Source organism: Butyrivibrio sp. WCD2001 (assembly GCF_000424485.1).
Taxonomy (GTDB): domain Bacteria; phylum Bacillota; class Clostridia; order Lachnospirales; family Lachnospiraceae; genus Butyrivibrio.
In genome coordinates, this window is the sequence record NZ_AUJZ01000004.1 from 60,770 (window position 1) to 77,202 (window position 16,433).

The window sequence follows — 16,433 nt, forward strand, 5'->3', positions numbered from 1 at the left end:
TAAGGAGATTATGCAGCCAGACCATCGAAACGTAAAGCATACTAATCTTATAGGTGAATATAAGTTTTTCTTTTACCCATGCGCACAAAACAAAAAAGAGACTTCTCCGCCCAGTATTCTTCGGGCTTTTGCCCTAAGAATAACTGATGAAGAAATCTCTTTATCACTTATCTGACTATATATTTTACTGTGAATTTTTGCTGAAATGTCTAATTCGTAGCTGAACTCCGGTCTTCTCAGACAGTTCCTTACATTTCTCTATATCTTCCTCAGGAAGAACATCGACAATAGACCATTTGACATCCTTTATTTCGTCCCTGCATTTTGTTGCAAAATCTATCATCTTTTCAAAGCCGTCATCAAACTGCGGTCTTGTAACTTCCTGATACTTTGCACTGTCCGGTGCATTAAGACTTATAGATACGCTGTCGATAACCTCGGAAAGCTCAGGAATTATATTCCTTCCGTTTTCTTCGTTTCCAAGTCCGTTTGTATTAAGACGTGTTTTCAGTCCCTTCTCTTCCCTGGCTGTCTTGGCCGCTGCAAGAAGGATATCCAGTGCGCAGGTTGGTTCTCCGTACCCGCAAAATACCAGTTCATCAAAACCTGTAAAATCAAAATTCCTTATTGCGTCGAGAACCTCCTCCTTTGTGGGATTCTGCTGATGCCATAAGGTATCTGAGCTTCCTATCCCATCCTTCTGGAAACGTATGCAAAAGGTGCATCTGCAATTACATTTATTTGTAATGTTTGCATACACGCTGTTCTTGTAAGTATATAAAATGTCCGCCACTTTTTTCACTCCTCTTGTCGTATTTAAAATTCAAAAATAGTCTTCTTTACTCCAACCCCGTCAAACGCCGCAGCTGCTATATAGAAAAACAGTGCACTACCGCATGACTGAACAAAGCTTCCCGCAAAGGCAGGTATAAGAGCCACCTTTGCACCGAATAGAAGCATCTCTGCTATATAATAGCCGGTTGCGGAAATAAAGAACGAAATAATCGGAGCTGCAATATTGCGCTTATTTAACAAGGATGTACTGCGACTTGTAAAAGGAATGACGATAAGCATCTTTATAATCACTGTCGCAATAGTCCACATGGGAGCGGTAAGAAGATCCGCCAGTCCTCCTCCAAGTGCACCTACGGCCATTGCATAGGGCGCCGGTAACATAGCTGCCGCAAGATAAATAACCGTATCGCCAAAATGAACATAACCGCCGTTTACACCAACCGGTATATGAAAAATGTATGCCGTAAAAATTGTGGTAAGCGCGGCCATAACACCGGTAAAGGCCATGAGCCTTGTCTTTGAGTTTACGTTTTCTCTTTTCATAATGTGACTCCTCCTAAACAACCTGTCAATATTTTTTCAAAATCAGCCCCATAATTTCCGTCCTCTTCGGTGGTAGCCAATATTGCTTTTCCAATAAATTCTGTAGTATCCGAAACTGCACTCGCTATGTCTTTTCCTTTAAGAACATTTCCCAGAAGCGATGCTGCAAAAAGATCTCCCGTACCGGAATAACTTCGTCCATTATATTTGCACTCTATAACCTCAGTTCCACCTTCATGAACAACTAAGTTACAAAGCTTATCATTGTCCGTAAAAATCCCGGTAACCACTACGCTCTGCCTGTCACCGGTTCTAACTTTATTTGCAATATTCTCTATCTTCTTAAGGTGATTGCCCTTAGCTGTGTCCCTGACAACCTGATCCGCCTTGACGCCTGCAAGAATGCAGAGCTCCGTAAGATTAGGAGTGATGATGTCTGCTATCTCAGTCATCTTTTTAATCCTGGAAAGCAATCCGTCCGAATAGTTTGAATAGCACTCTCCTCCGTCTCCCATTACAGGATCTACAAGAAGTACCGTGTCCTTTTTATTGAAAGTATCCACAAATTCCAGAACATAATCCGCTTCTCTTTCGTAGGGGATGTAACCTGTCAGTATGCCGTCAAACTCTGCCTCAAGCTTTTTCCACTCGGTTGTACAATGTCTGACCATATCCTTTGTATCATGCATGTAAAATGATGGGAACCCGGTCTGAGCAGTAAAAAGCGCTGTAGGTACAGGATTAACTTCTATACCCATTGCAGACAATACTGATATATCTGCAATTAGTGAGCATTTACCAAAGCCGGACAGATCATTAATAGCCGCAACCTTCATATTTTCTACATGTCTCCGTTTTTTGAATTATTTATGTGCCAATATACACCATTTCTGATTATATAAATATAGTCAATTTAAATACTTTTTATATGACCAGATTATCAAAAAATGAATCCGAAAGTGATTCTGTGCGAAATGCACATTGTTAATTGTTGATTTACCCTTTAAAATAATAGGTAATACGATTATTGGAGGTTTTTATTGTGTTTTCAACAAAGGGAAGATATGCTCTTAGAATTATGATAGATCTTGCACAGCAGAAATCGGATGATCCTATTCCGCTTAAAGATATTGCTGAAAGAATCGGAGTATCAAAAAAGTATTTGGAAATCATTGCGAAGGAACTGGTCAGTTCAAAGCTGCTCTCCGGAGCCAGCGGCAAGCATGGCGGGTACAGACTGACCAAATTACCTGAAGAATATACTGTCGGAGAAATACTTGAAACCATGGAAGGGCCTATATCACCTGTAGCCTGTCTCCTTCCCGATGCAGATAATTGCCCGCGTAAAAGTGACTGCAAAACTCTTCCCATGTGGGAAGAATATGCCAAAATCAGTCATGACTTTTTCTATAGCAAAAAGCTGACTGACCTAATAAGATAATCTTCACATTATTTGTGGGGAGTTATCTCTCCTGCCACATTTATCGAATAGTAGTCCCGTATCTCTGACAGGTCCTCTGTCATTCCAAGGATCCACATGAGCTTTGTAAGTGCTGCTTCACCGGTCATGTCACATGCCTCAAGGGCTCCTATTTCGAGGGCTCTCTTGCCGGTTTCATAGACATCCATCTTAGTCCCCTCATATCTGCACTGTGTCCCGACAACCACGGTCATTCCGCCCTTTATTAGCTTATCAAGCGTTCCGATAAAATCATGTTTCAAAAACGGCATACCACCGATTCCGTATGCCTCTATATAAAGCCCTTTATAGCCCTGATCTGCTAATGCTTCAACAAATCCGGTATGTATCCCCGGGAACATTTTTATCATGCAGACTTTATTGGAATAAGAGTTTGCAAGCTTAAATATTCCTGTTCTTTCGGGAACAGCTGTCGTATCGATTTTCATACCAAGAGAACTTATAGTCGCAATATTGGGATAGTTAATACTCTCAAAGGCATCAAAGCTAAGTGAGCGCACCTTGGACGCCCTGCAGCCGAGCATGACCTTACGATTAAAAGCAACAAACACTCTCGGTATCTGACTTGCCGCCATATGTATGGCACATCTGCAGTTCTCCATTGCATCCGCAACGGGATTGGTAATTGATAACTGTGAGCCGGTTATAACAACCGGGATTCCGATATTTCTAAGCATAAATGAAAGCATTGATGATGTATAAGCCAGCGTATCGGTGCCATGTATAACCACTATCCCGTCATACTGATTTCTACATTCACTTATTCGCTCTGCAAGCAATCCCCAGTCCTCAGGAAAAATATTGGCACTGTCCAGCGAGCAAAAATCCTCTATCTCGATATCCGTATCTCCGGACACCATACGGAGTTCTTTTTGCATATCATAAATGGACAGTCCCGGAATGAGACCATTACCTTTCATCACCGCCGAAAGCGTTCCGCCTGTGTTGATAATAAGTATTTTTCTGCTCACTCAGATCACCTCTTCTTTGAATAAAAATTCATAGAGACATATATATCGTACCATAATTATCTTATTGTGAGTTATACAAGAAAAAAGGAGACATATCCCTGTCTCCTTAAAAAATCAGCTCATCTTTTGCATATTATTTTGCTGCGGCAAAGCCCTTCTCAAGGTCCGCGATAATATCATCTATGTGCTCTGTACCGATTGAAAGTCTGATGGTGCTCTGTGTGATTCCCTGGTCGGCAAGTTCCTCATCTGTAAGCTGAGAATGTGTTGTGCTTGCAGGATGAATAACAAGGCTCTTTACATCTGCAACATTTGCAAGAAGTGAAAAGATCTCAAGATTATCAATGAATTTCCATGCAGCCTCTTTTCCGCCCTTGATTTCAAATGTGAAGATTGAAGCTCCGCCATTCGGGAAGTACTTCTCATAAAGTGCATGATCCGGATGGTCTGCAAGTGAAGGATGGTTAACCTTCTCAACCTGAGGGTGCCCCGCCAGGAACTCAACTACCTTCTTTGTATTCTCTGCATGTCTGTCAAGACGAAGGGAAAGTGTCTCTGTTCCCTGAAGAAGAAGGAATGCATTGAAAGGTGAAATTGTTGCTCCTGTATCTCTAAGAAGGATTGCTCTTATATAAGTAACGAATGCAGCAGGTCCTACAGCATCATAGAATGATACTCCGTGATAGCTGGGATTGGGTGCCGCGATCTGAGGATAGTTGCCGCTCTTCTTCCAATCAAATTTTCCTGACTCAACAATGATTCCACCAAGTGTTGTTCCGTGTCCGCCGATGAACTTTGTTGCTGAATGAACAACAATGTCAGCGCCGTGCTCGATGGGTCTGATGAGATAAGGTGTTCCGAAGGTGTTGTCGATTACCAGCGGAAGTCCGTGCTTATGAGCGATTTCTGCGATTGCATCGATGTCCGGGATATCACTATTGGGATTACCAAGTGTCTCTAAGTAGATCGCTCTTGTGTTATCCTGAATAGCTCCCTCAACCTCGCTAAGATTATGAGCATCTACGAAAGTAGTTGTTATACCGTACTGAGGAAGTGTGTGTGCCAGAAGATTGTAGCTTCCGCCGTAGATGGTCTTCTGTGCAACGATGTGTCCGCCGTTTGCTGCAAGTGCCTCGATTGTATAAGTTATAGCTGCTGCACCGGATGCAACTGCAAGTGCTGCGCTTCCGCCTTCAAGTGCTGCTATTCTCTTTTCGAAAACATCCTGAGTGGAATTTGTAAGTCTTCCGTAGATATTACCTGCATCAGCAAGACCGAATCTGTCAGCTGCGTGCTGTGAATTTCTGAAGACATAAGATGTGGTCTGATAAATCGGAACCGCTCTTGAATCTGTTGCCGGATCCGGCTGCTCCTGACCTACATGTAACTGAAGTGTTTCGAATTTGTAATTGCTCATACCGTTTCTCCTCCTGATTTTCATTTTTATTTTGGTTTGCTTTTTGTTTTCGCTTTTTTGTTTGCTTTTGTTGAAATTGATGATACAATCTATTTACCTACTGTGTCAATATGTTTTACGATAAGGTTTTGTTTTTGCCTGCTATAAGGAGGAGATTTATGTTTTCAACTAAAGGCCGCTATGCTCTTAGAGTCATGATAGATCTGGCACAGCAGAACAGTTCAGATTATATCCCTCTTAAAGACATAGCCGAAAGACAGGATATTTCCAAGAAGTATCTTGAAATAATTGCAAAAGAAATGGTAAAGGGTGGTCTAATTAAAGGCGCCAGCGGAAAGCATGGTGGATACAAATTACTTAGAGAGCCTGATGAATACTCTATAGGAGAAATCATTGAACTTATGGAAGGAACCTTTTCTCCTGTTGTCTGTTTAGAGGACAACGCCGAGGAATGTCCCAGAAAAGAAAAGTGTAAAACCCTTTCCATGTGGTCTGACTTTTATAAGATGGAAAAGAATTTCTTTTATGAAAAAAAGCTAAGCGACCTGCTATGACAGGCCGCTTAGTTTTTTTGGCTATTTATTTAACCTTAATGCTCTTTGTTTTACTCCATTTTGAGTATATCTTTTCACCGCCGGACTTCTTAAATGATCGGATTCTTACGTAGTATGTTTTCTTAGGCTCAAGCTTCTTAATTGTCTTCGAAGTAGTCTTGTTTTTATTGATAGTTACTTTCTTGGAATCCTCATTAAATTTCTTATTTGTACTGTACTGGATTTCGTAGCCTTTTATGCCTTTTTCATCGTTCTTTTTCCAGGTAATCGTGATGGATTTCTTTCCGGCTTTCAGCTTTGAAAGGGATGTCTTTTTCAGCTTTTTATCAACGGTATCTGTTTTTTCCAGTACTACCGGTGGTGTTGTATTTTCACTCTGTACCTGGTCAACTGCCGGAGAAGGCGTAGTCTGCTGATTCTGATCAGGTGTACTTGCGCTCTGTTCCTGACCATTATTGCCAGCTTCATTTTGGTCGGCATCCTTTTCGGCTGTTACAGGAGCGCTTGTAATCTTTACTTCAATCGATGGGAATTCCTTCAAGTTTTTGTTTGTTGCATACCTGCTCCCGTCTGTAAAAGTACTGTATCTGTTCTCATCTATGAGATATTCCAGATAGACCATTCCTTCGGAAACTGCCTTTAAGGTTACCGCTCCGGTTCTTTCGTTCTTTGTAAGGGTTGCCACAGAGCCGTCAGTCAACTCTTTATGGTTTTTATCTGTAAGTATCCACTTACCGAATGATTTATCAAAACCGTAGTAAGGTCCCTTCAACCGTTCTTCATTCTCTGCAAGTCCTTCAAGCTCGATCAGATCCACCCTGTAGGTATCACCGGTTTTCATTTCCAGTTCATTAAGTGCCTTATTCTCCAGCCGCACATATTTAAGCGGGTAAAGTGGAGCTATGCCCTTAAGCTCACCGCTTGTAGTCTTAAGCGTCGCGATGAATGTCGCCGGCGTTGAGGCCATAGGTACCTCAGTCGCTGCTCTTTCATATATTCTATTTGCTGTAAGGATAGATTCAGGCATATTATTCCAATGGATTCCATCCGGGTCAACATTGTTATTTTTATTTATAACAGCCCGGTTGTAAAGGTCTTTTCGCGCATCTCCACCGTTATCCTTGCCAAAATCCGCTCTCTCATACGACTGCGCATCAAGTAACTTCTTCGCATTTTTCTCATACCCGGCACGATACTGAAGTACTCGTACCCTGTAAGTAAGAGCAACCGGACAGTTATATGTCGTCTCCACCTGCTGGGTTCCATAAACCTGCTTAAGCATTCCACCTGTAAATGGCGGAAGCCCGGCAGAAATTGTATTGTCAGTGTGAAATGTTTTTGAAGTATCTTGACCTTCAGTCAATGATTTATGGAAAACCTGAGAGGCGCCTACACTCACTTCTACGGATCCCTTAAACGCACCTGTAAATCCATATTCAGCGCCTACAGTTAAAGTTTCACTAATCGAATACTCCTTGCTTCCTGTCACCTCGGTCCTTATAGTTACAACTGAGTCTTTGCCTATTGTCTGTGAGGCGTCAAGAGTCCTGTCTGCCGCTCTGTTTATCAGCTGTGAGTTTAATTCCCCACCTTCACTTGTTACATCACTAACCGTAGTCTCAACAAAATTACCCTTGGCAGGGTCAGCATCCGGAAGGATAGGCGTTACCTTGAAGTCGCTGAAAAGAACCGCGACAACCATATATGCTTTACCATCATTTTCCCATGACATACCTCCTTGGTAGAATACAGGGCCGCTGTTTAAGCTTTCACCATCCTTAAACAAGCCGCACATGTCGATGACCGATCCGGAATAGTTCAGACCACTAAGGAGGTCCTTCTCCATTTGCTGAAGAGATCCTGCCTCCTGAAAAGGTATCGTACTACAGTGGTCAGTATTAGAGGATCCATCATCATCCAAAATATGACCGGTTCCACTCATAGCGCTTATAGCAGAATTAAGACGACCAGAATCCCCGTCCTTCAGATTGTTTTTCTGCCTTAATATTGCCCCGGCAATCTTGTTCCATTTCTGTTTGGGACTAGGCCATTGATTCCTGTGCGTAGTAAGCATATCCCGGTAAAAATCCACCTGGCTCTTTGAGAACTGATTGGTATCAACCTTATAGTAAGTCACGGGATCAACAAATATTTCTTTACTTATAGGCGAAGGCGCTGCATAAACACTTACCGGCTGCATCACCACCAGTGCAGTGCTCATCACTACAGTCAATAGCCCGGTCAAAAACCTCTTTTTCATTTTTTTATCCCACCTCTCATAAGTACACAGGCATACATATGCCCGGCGCTCCAATATCTTTTTCCACAAATTATCATAAGCAATTAATTTCAAAAAATAAGTGCCTTTTTGTTACCTCTTTTCATATTTATAATTTTTTTATTATTACGCAAAAAAGAAAGCCCATATGGACTTTCCTTCCAAAAAGCATATGAAATATCAGGCCTAGTACTCCCCCGATTTCAAAAAATGCCGTATGTCTGTCCTCTTTTCCATCCCGGTTTTATCAAGGATCGAGGATACGACTCGCCTTACATAGCCATAGGAGTAGCTGGTCTTATCTGCAATCTCCTGGTTTGAGAGACCTTCTGCTATGTACTCTGCCACCTTCAGCTCCAGGTCAGAGAGCATATTCCTAAGTTTCCCAAGATTTTCAGCCTCGATGGCTTTCTGCCTTGAAGGAGCTGTGATCCTGTTCCTTACTCTTGCAAGAAATACGCTCTTTACAAAGGGTTTGGTGATATAGTCTGCAGCGCCGTACTCAAAACCCTTTATTTCAAAATCAGGCTCGTCCTTGGCAGTAAGGAAGATGACCGGAATGTCTTTTGCCATATCAAGGTCCTTTATCTCCTTAAGTGTCTCATATCCGTCCATCCCGGGCATATCCACATCAAGGAGGATCAGGGAAAAGCCGATGCCTTTTCTGACAAATTCAATGGCCTGTCTTCCGGACTTTGAAAGGCTTACGCTGTAGCCGGCATTTATAAGTATATCTTCCAGAGTATTCAGCATATTTATATCATCATCTACGCAGAGAATCTTGTAGTTCTCCATCATTTCCATTTTCCCCTCATATGTGCAGGTGATCATCCTGCTTATATCTTTGTAATCAATCATAGCAGTTATCACGTAATATATAAGTGCCTTTTTGTTACTTCTTTAGTTTCATGGCAAGTTCCATTGCACTGTCAAAGTCGATATTCATGATACAGTTCCTGATCTTATCAACTGTATCATCCCCGCAAAGGATTGCAGCAAGGTTATCTGCGTATTTGAGAGCAGGGGCCTGATTGCCGTTACTAATGGCATTTATAAGCTCATCTATGATGGCATCTCTATCAAGGGGTTCCTCCTCCGGTTCCGCAGCTGCAGCATCATGCCTTATTCTGTCAAATTCGGACAGGACAGCTAAGAGCCCGTCTTTTGCCCTCTCCCACTCCATGAAGAACAAAGGAGATGCTGCGTCAACGTATGTGCCATCGCTTTCTTTTGCTCTCTTCTCTAATCTCCTGGCGTTATAATAAAGATCCTCTGCGCCTACATTTCCGGAATTACCCTTAATGGAATGGATTATGAGCGCTGCCTTTTTGTAATCTTTTTTATCAAGAAGGCTCTTAAGCTCATTCATGTTCTTATCAGCACTCTTAACAAAAAACTCTGCAATCCTGACAAACTGCAGGATATCGCCGCTAAGGTGCTTCATTGCCATATCCAGTGAGATGTCATACCCTGAAAGTATCTTTTTAATCTTTAAAAGAGTTTCCTGTGGAATCTCTATGGGCTTTTCTTTTTCTACCTTTGTAACAAGACCTCCCGGCAGATTCCTGATAAGAGTATTCTCAAGAAGGCCTACATCCACGGGCTTTAGCAGGTAGTCATCAAATCCCTTTTCCATAAAGATCCTCTTGCTCTCGGGAGTTGCATCCGCTGTAAGGACGATGATGGGTGTATCCTTCATCCTGCCACCGTCCATGATTCGAAGCTCCTCCATGGCTTCTATCCCGTCAATATCAGGCATCATGTAGTCCATAAAGATGAGGTCATAGTCCCGCTCCCTGCAGAGGTCATAGCACTCCTGAGCTGACTGAGCAGTATCCACCCTGATGAGAGTTCTTTTAAGAAGAGACTTAAGGACCGTCAGGTTCATGTTATTGTCATCCACTGCCAGGATCGTTGCGTCAGGAGCAATGAAGCTCTCATTTAAGGAGCTGTCAATTTCTATGTCTGCGCCCCTTTTAAGGCCTATATCAAACCAGAAAAGGCTTCCCTCTCCGTACCTGCTCTTAACCTTTATCTGCGTTCCAAGGAGCCTTGCAAGGTTACCGGAGATGGCAAGGCCAAGGCCTGTACCTTCGATGCCACGATTACGGACTATATCTAATCTTTCAAAGCTCTCAAAGATCTTATCCTGTTCTTCCTTTTTTATGCCCATTCCTGTATCAGATACTTCAAAGCGAAGTGTAAAGATTCCATCCTTTTCTTCTTTTTTATGGATGCTGAATACTATGATACCCTCTTTCGTGTACTTGATGGCATTGGAAAGAAGGTTCATGAGGATCTGGTTAAGTTTTTTTACATCTCCAACAAAGTATCTTGGAAGATATTTATCCGTATCAACCACAAAGTCAAGGCGCTTATTGTCAGCTTCTTTTTTATAGTAAATAGAGAGTGTGTCTATGAGCCCCTTGAGGTCGAAGTTCTCTTCAAACACTTCCTCCCTGCCCATGTCTATCCTTGAAAGGTCCAAAAACTGGTTGATCATAAAAAGGAGTTGTTTGCCTGCGGAGTCGACGTTCTGCGAGTACTCAAGTATCCGGGCGTTCTCGGCTTCCCTCTGGATCATCTCGTTCATGCCAAGGAGCATGTTGATAGGTGTCCTTATCTCGTGGCTGATATTGGCAAGCAGCACGCTCTTGGCATTGCTGGATTCCTGGGCAAGACGCTGCTGCTTCCTGTATTCGTTAAGATACATATGGAAGATGATTCCTATGCCCACACTGGATACGAAGATACCTGTGAGCTGGTCCACGTACCTGTCCATATCCGTATCAAACGGGGTAACGGTTTCCGGATGAAAATATGCGATGTGGCATAGCCCTGCATAGTAGATGACGTGAACAGCCACCATTGCATAGCGAAGAGACGGCCTTCTGTACATGAGGAGCGTAAATAGGATTCCAAAGGAGAAAAAATAGGGCATCGAGCCATAGAGTCCTCCCATCTCAAAAAAAAGTATCCCAAACAGTCCCATGAATATTCCAAAGGACGTTATGAGATAGCCGGCAAGATAATGCCCTGTCCTGTCCACAAAAAGGATAAGGGCTATGCTTCCTACTGCAGCGCCCATGTTTATAAAAAATCCCGACAGATCACTAAGCGTAAATAGAGACTGCACAGCTCCTATCAGGCTTATGATGGCTCCCGATGTTCCCAGGAGCTTAAAGAATATTACATCAAGTTCCGTTTCTTTTTTGTAGAAGTTGATAAGCTTTGTCAGAAATTCTTTCATGGCTGCTTTCTTCCCCGCTGTCATCGGTTTCGGTTTGTAAACTTCACTTTTTTGTTCGACATTACAAAAAGTCTTCTATGATAATTTATATAATTTTATCATAGAAGACCCTCTAAATAACCTTATATTAAATTTACAGAGATATTTTTTCAAACTCTCTATTTATTTATAAGTCTGTAAATTGTAAATGTTGAACTTCCTGTCGTCCCATTTCGCTTGTCCAAATATGTAATTCGGATAAACGTCCTTGCACGCTGCTCATATCTTTCTGTGCTATAAATTCTGCTTTGTCCGGGGGCATCATGTCTCTTTGCTTTCTCATACCATGGTTTCCCCTCATCTGTTGAGGACAGTGTAATCTTCATACCGTTTTTTACCTCAGTCCACACAGTTCCTTTATCCTGAATTGCCCAGCTATCATCTGTACTGTTATCCCTGTATCCTACGGTAGTATATCCGACTTCAATCTTTTGAATTTTAAAGCCTTTATTCATTTTGAACTTGAGCTTACCGGAGCTTTTTGTTGTATATGCTCTGTCCTTAGTCGAATACAGATTGGTTTCTTTTCCTTTATATTGTGTATTGGCACTGACATAGAATCTTTTTCCCGCAAAGGTTGCTTCCTTTATCGGGTCACCGTCTTCCATTGCAACTACTTTGATAGTCTTAGTGGTTATAACATTTCCGTCCTGATCCAATGCATCATAGTAAAACTTGTATGTACCTGCTTTTTTTGTATAAAACCTGATAGCGTATTCCCCATAAGCATGAAACTTATTGGTTTTCTCTGCCTTTGCTATAGTAGCCTCGGAGTATTCCTGCTTATTTCCAAAAATATCCTTGCAATATTTTTTCCCATCCGTTCCGGTAACGTAGCTGTTGGACTCTGAATAATTATCCTCCACCTTCTCGGTAACCTTATGCTTTAAGACTTTTTTATTTGTTCTAAAATTCCCGAATCTCGCAACGTCGTAGGTTGTATAGAGTGTTATTTCATTTTTTGTACCGTAATATTCTGTTGTTATCGTCTTTGTTTTTATCTGCTCACATACATAAGCATTAGCTGCATGATCTCCGGAATTCTTGTTAACACATGAATCATTGGTATCACTGTTTATAAAAACATTTGCTTTGTATTGATCGCTCCATGATACTGTCGTGTAAGCCTTTGCATTAAGCGAACCTGTAAGTGTAATAGTTATTGCAGCAAAAAGCAGCACTGCTTTTTTCATTATTCCTGTCATTTTCATCCTCGTATCTCACCTTCCATGAATCATTTGATGTTCCTGTTGATAGAAAGCTGTGTCCGCTCTGTTCTCTTGCTTTTTGTATCATAATAGGTAACGCGAATATATGTGGTTGATATCTGTCCATGATTTTCATCGGAGTAGATGTCATAACCTCCGGGAGCTTTTTCATTTGACTTCTTCTCATATTTATCGAAATATGAATACACATTCTCTGAATTAAGCTTTATCTTCCTGCCGTTTTTAATTGTCTTCCAAGTAACATCAGCAAAACTGTTTGTCCATTTATCGTCCGTACTTGCCTTGGAGCGTTCTACATGTTGATAGCCCATCTCAATCTTTTTGATTTTGTAGCCTTTGTTCATGATAATCTTTAGCTTGCCGGATTTCTTAGTGTTATAGCCTCCCTTGATGTTATACAGATCAGTCTTAAGTCCCTTCTGCTTTCCGACATTGCTTACATAGAAACGCTTACCTGCAAAGGTTGCTTCTTTGATGGGATCTGTATCCTCTTTGGCCACAACCTTTACTGTCTTTGTTGTAATGACGTTCCCATTGTGATCCAGGGCATCATATGAAAATACATATTTACCGGCTTTTTTGGTATAAAGCCTTATCTTATAGCTTCCTTTTGCCTCAAATTTATTTGTCTTTAATATCTCCTGTTCCGTGGAAGCATTGAATTCTTTCCTGTTTCCGTAAATATCCTTGTAAAGTTTTTTCCCATCAGGAGTGATTATCCAGCAGGAGCTGGTATCAGCATTATCAAGGCCGTAATTGTTTTCATGACTGTACATCACTTTTACTTTGAGCTTGTCACTGTTTGTCCTGAAATTTCCTAACCTTGCAACATCCAATGTGGTATAAAGATCTATCACGTTGTAATAGGACTTGGTCTCTATCACACAGGCTGCCTCTTCTTTTCCGATATATTTTTCTGCGTAGCCGTCTTTCCATTTTGATGTAACAGACTCATTGGTATCGCTATCTGTATATGTGTAAGTTCCATCAGAATTTTTGGTTTCCTCTACGTATGCCTTAACATCCCTCATGGGATAACTTATTAAAACTGCTGCAGATAATGTCAGCGCGAATGCAGACAGAAGAATAAATCTTCCGAGATCATTGAATACTCTTTTCATAACACTCCTCCAATTATATAGTCCCCCACAAAAATAGAATTATACAGTAATAGCCGAAAATTGCAACGAACATTTTAAATATTTGTAATATTTTTGTAATTTTTACAAAAAAAGTCATCCCTTCATTTTTGAAAGGACGACTTTTTATTTTACTTCACTTTCCAAACTCTACAAAAGTGTTTTACTTTGAAAGTATAGCTATATTGTATACGAAATATCCTTCAGAGATGTCATAGCCCTCACTATACAGCTGCTGAGCTACTGCAGTAACATCATCCTGCGTCATGTTTTCGCTGCAGCGAACATGCGCAACACCATCACTGTCTAACTGCTCTCTAAGCTTATCTGCAAGATCGGTAGTAGATTCAACATACTCACCGTTCATGTGATAGTATTCATAAGAATCGGTATTAGCTGAAGCATCGAACAAATACGATGTTTTATCTGATATCAAAAGCTGAGTTGCCATACTGTCCGTTATGTTGCAAAGACCGTTAGGTACCATCTCGTTATCATTGTTGGTTATATCAAGAATACACCAGTTTCCATCAATATTTACTCTGTTCCATTCATGTCCGCCGGCACCATACAGATCTCCGGTTTCAATAATTACATCCAGACCGGCAAGTCTTCCTGCAAGAGCCATAGCTTCAGAATAGCTTTCACATACACCGTAGTTATTGCACAAAATACCATAAGGTGTATGAGCATCAATAAATGATTGTGTGAGTGAATTCATATCTACTTCAGTAGACATAGAGCTTTCATCATAGGATGCATTGGTACAGAAATAATCGTTCAATGCAACTACCTTATCATAATCTGTTGATAAGCCTGCTGTTACGCAGTCAGCTACTTCCTTAGCCTTTTTAAACTCCTCTACCGACTTGCCCAGTCTGTCATTTGTATCGTCAACATACTCTACAATATATGTCTCATAATCATATGAATACTTAATACCATTGATTACACCACTTGTAGGATTCTGTCTGTACATAGATAACAGTTTGTTAGTCGTGCCTTCTACATCGGCTCCTTCGGGGAACTCGCTGTAAGGAACCGGAATATATTCACTTCTGGCCATCAGGCAGTACGCCATCCATTCTTCGAGAGGTGACTCAGCGAATATAACATCATCCAGAGAAACACCGCTCTGCTCCTGCAATAATGTCAAATTGGTGTTAACCATGTCTGCCACTTCTGTCATCAGTTCATTAGCTGAACCGGGATTAACCTGGGTGGTAGGTTCTTCGGGTATTGCAGGTTCTACTGATGTCTCCGGATTTTCTGATACCTCCGGATCTTCCATGGTAGGGACGTTAGAAACATCTACATTTGTCTCTACTCTGCCTGTAGGCATTGTAGCAGTAATTTTATCCTGTCTGTCAGCTACCTGCTGCGCATATTTTGTAAATTCACCATAGGGCATACCATGTACAGTAATCAAAAACGGAGATAAATCCGTATGATAAATCTTAGGAAACAGATAATATGTTGTTGAATCATCGTCCCCATGTTTGCAAACACATCCATGATAGTCGATAATCATCTGCATAGTCTTATCGTTTACTGTTGTCACATTAATGTAAACCGGCAGATCGCTTACCTGCCTTATTGTAACCTCAAGATTTCCTTCTTTCGTATATGGTAATAAATCAGCGAGTTCATCAGAATCAACTATATTACTGATACCTGATGTCTTTCCATCTCTTACGGCTACTACAGCAAACTTGCAGTGCTTGTCATCATGCAGATCACTATTCATGTAAAGTTTTTCAGAAGTGGTAGTATCATAACCACTTTCTTCTAAATCCTTATTTACTAACTCACTCCACCTATCGGAATCAAGCTGTCCCCAAAAACTATCTGCAGACGCTTTTGTATCTGTTGTCTTATAAACCAGATAATAGCCTAAATCAGTCAGCTTAAAAACCAGATATGAGGAAGCTCCTCTTACAGGAGTCCATTCAAGATAATAATTGTTATTGTCATCTATTTTCTGCTTTACCGTTGTTGATTCAATGTCATGGCGAATACTAAAAGGTGTGATAATCGGTTTAGCAAGTTCCTCACCTGTTTGAAGATCGTATTTCTGTACTAAATACAGCTTATTAAGGCTTCCCCATGTACCATCACACTCTGTTTCCCATGCAGCAAAAGTATCTGTTTCTGCGGTAATAGTGCTCTCGGGTATGTCATAGAAATTATCTACAACAGATGGTTCTACTAATATTTTACCGTTTTCAAGTGAGCATACGCTGCAGTCGTGGGTATACTTGTCAGGATTTTCGAAATCAAGTGTTGTATATACACTGAAAGCCATGTTATAATCCCACTTCATTGCTTCTTCATTACAGTCAAACTCAAATACATAATCTTTGGGAAGATTATACATAGGCTCGCCGAATTCATGTGCGCTGTCTACCGTAGCAGATGCATACTTATTTTTGATGTTAGAAAGTACGTCTATGGTACCGCTCTTTTTATTGTTTGAAAGTACGTCTTTGGTGCCTTTCTGATCATCATTTGAAGACACATCCTTGTCACCATTCTGATCATCGGTAGGTAGTATGTCGGACTCTCCGATAGTTCTCTCAGAAGATTTAAATCCCCCGACTTTTTTTGTTAATTCATTAATCCCACTTGATCCCCCACATCCGGTTACCAGACATATGCCCAGTAAAACCGATAAAACTGATAATGCTTGTTTTTTCATAGTCCCTCCTAAATAAAATCGACTTTACCTATTATACAGT

At 41.1% G+C, this 16,433-nt stretch carries 13 protein-coding genes; 2 read left to right on the plus strand and 11 right to left on the minus strand.

What is annotated here, in order from left to right; translation table 11 throughout:
- Positions 1-184 precede the first annotated feature (184 nt).
- From G630_RS0103410 to G630_RS0103420, 3 genes are read right to left on the minus strand one after another with little or no spacing between them, the layout of a single operon-like run.
- Positions 185-793, minus strand: coding sequence for a TIGR04100 family radical SAM protein (locus tag G630_RS0103410; protein ID WP_022761462.1), 609 nt, complete (start codon positions 791-793; stop codon positions 185-187).
- Positions 794-816: 23 nt separating this feature from the next.
- A complete protein-coding gene (locus G630_RS0103415) occupies positions 817-1,338 on the minus strand; it encodes a TIGR04002 family protein (protein WP_026497755.1) in 522 nt (173 codons plus the stop codon).
- Positions 1,335-2,174: a bifunctional hydroxymethylpyrimidine kinase/phosphomethylpyrimidine kinase gene (locus tag G630_RS0103420; protein WP_026497756.1), complete on the minus strand. Its 840-nt coding sequence runs from the start codon at positions 2,172-2,174 to the stop codon at positions 1,335-1,337. The genes G630_RS0103415 and G630_RS0103420 overlap by 4 nt, the downstream gene beginning before the upstream one ends.
- Positions 2,175-2,380: 206 nt before the next feature.
- Here G630_RS0103420 and G630_RS0103425 point away from each other — a divergent pair, with 206 nt between their 5' ends.
- Positions 2,381-2,779, plus strand: coding sequence for an RrF2 family transcriptional regulator (locus tag G630_RS0103425; protein WP_026497757.1), 399 nt, complete (start codon positions 2,381-2,383; stop codon positions 2,777-2,779).
- A gap of 8 nt (positions 2,780-2,787) precedes the next feature.
- On the opposite strand, the gene G630_RS0103430 is transcribed toward G630_RS0103425, so the two are convergent.
- Both G630_RS0103430 and G630_RS0103435 read right to left on the minus strand, forming a co-directional pair.
- Entirely contained in the window at positions 2,788-3,789 is a 1,002-nt protein-coding gene (locus G630_RS0103430; protein ID WP_026497758.1) for an asparaginase, read from the minus strand.
- Positions 3,790-3,922: 133 nt separating this feature from the next.
- Positions 3,923-5,206 (minus strand): O-acetylhomoserine aminocarboxypropyltransferase/cysteine synthase family protein, encoded by a 1,284-nt coding sequence (locus G630_RS0103435; RefSeq protein ID WP_026497759.1) that lies wholly within the window; start codon positions 5,204-5,206, stop codon positions 3,923-3,925.
- Between the two features lie 158 nt (positions 5,207-5,364).
- On the opposite strand from G630_RS0103435, the gene G630_RS0103440 reads away from it, so the two are divergent.
- Positions 5,365-5,760 (plus strand): RrF2 family transcriptional regulator, encoded by a 396-nt coding sequence (locus G630_RS0103440; protein ID WP_026497760.1) that lies wholly within the window; start codon positions 5,365-5,367, stop codon positions 5,758-5,760.
- Positions 5,761-5,785: 25 nt separating this feature from the next.
- Here the strand turns inward: G630_RS0103440 and G630_RS0103445 are convergent, their stop codons facing one another.
- The 6 genes from G630_RS0103445 to G630_RS0103470 all read right to left on the minus strand — a co-directional run bounded on the left by G630_RS0103445 (position 5,786) and on the right by G630_RS0103470 (position 16,393).
- On the minus strand, positions 5,786-8,020 hold the full coding sequence (locus G630_RS0103445) for a fibronectin type III domain-containing protein (protein ID WP_081667776.1): 2,235 nt from the start codon (positions 8,018-8,020) through the stop codon (positions 5,786-5,788).
- Positions 8,021-8,224: 204 nt separating this feature from the next.
- Complete coding sequence (locus G630_RS0103450) at positions 8,225-8,896, minus strand: response regulator (protein ID WP_081667777.1); 672 nt, start codon at positions 8,894-8,896, stop codon at positions 8,225-8,227.
- Positions 8,897-8,930: 34 nt separating this feature from the next.
- Entirely contained in the window at positions 8,931-11,288 is a 2,358-nt protein-coding gene (locus G630_RS23300; RefSeq protein ID WP_026497763.1) for a response regulator, read from the minus strand.
- Between the two features lie 158 nt (positions 11,289-11,446).
- Positions 11,447-12,532 carry a hypothetical protein gene (locus G630_RS0103460; RefSeq protein WP_026497764.1) on the minus strand — a complete coding sequence of 362 codons (1,086 nt, stop codon included), beginning with the start codon at positions 12,530-12,532 and terminating at the stop codon, positions 11,447-11,449.
- A gap of 29 nt (positions 12,533-12,561) precedes the next feature.
- A complete protein-coding gene (locus tag G630_RS0103465; protein ID WP_026497765.1) occupies positions 12,562-13,677 on the minus strand; it encodes a hypothetical protein in 1,116 nt (371 codons plus the stop codon).
- A 181-nt stretch (positions 13,678-13,858) separates the two neighbouring features.
- The gene (locus G630_RS0103470) at positions 13,859-16,393 is read right to left on the minus strand and encodes a transglutaminase domain-containing protein (RefSeq protein ID WP_026497766.1); all 2,535 of its coding nucleotides are present in this window, start codon (positions 16,391-16,393) and stop codon (positions 13,859-13,861) included.
- Positions 16,394-16,433: the final 40 nt, after the last annotated feature.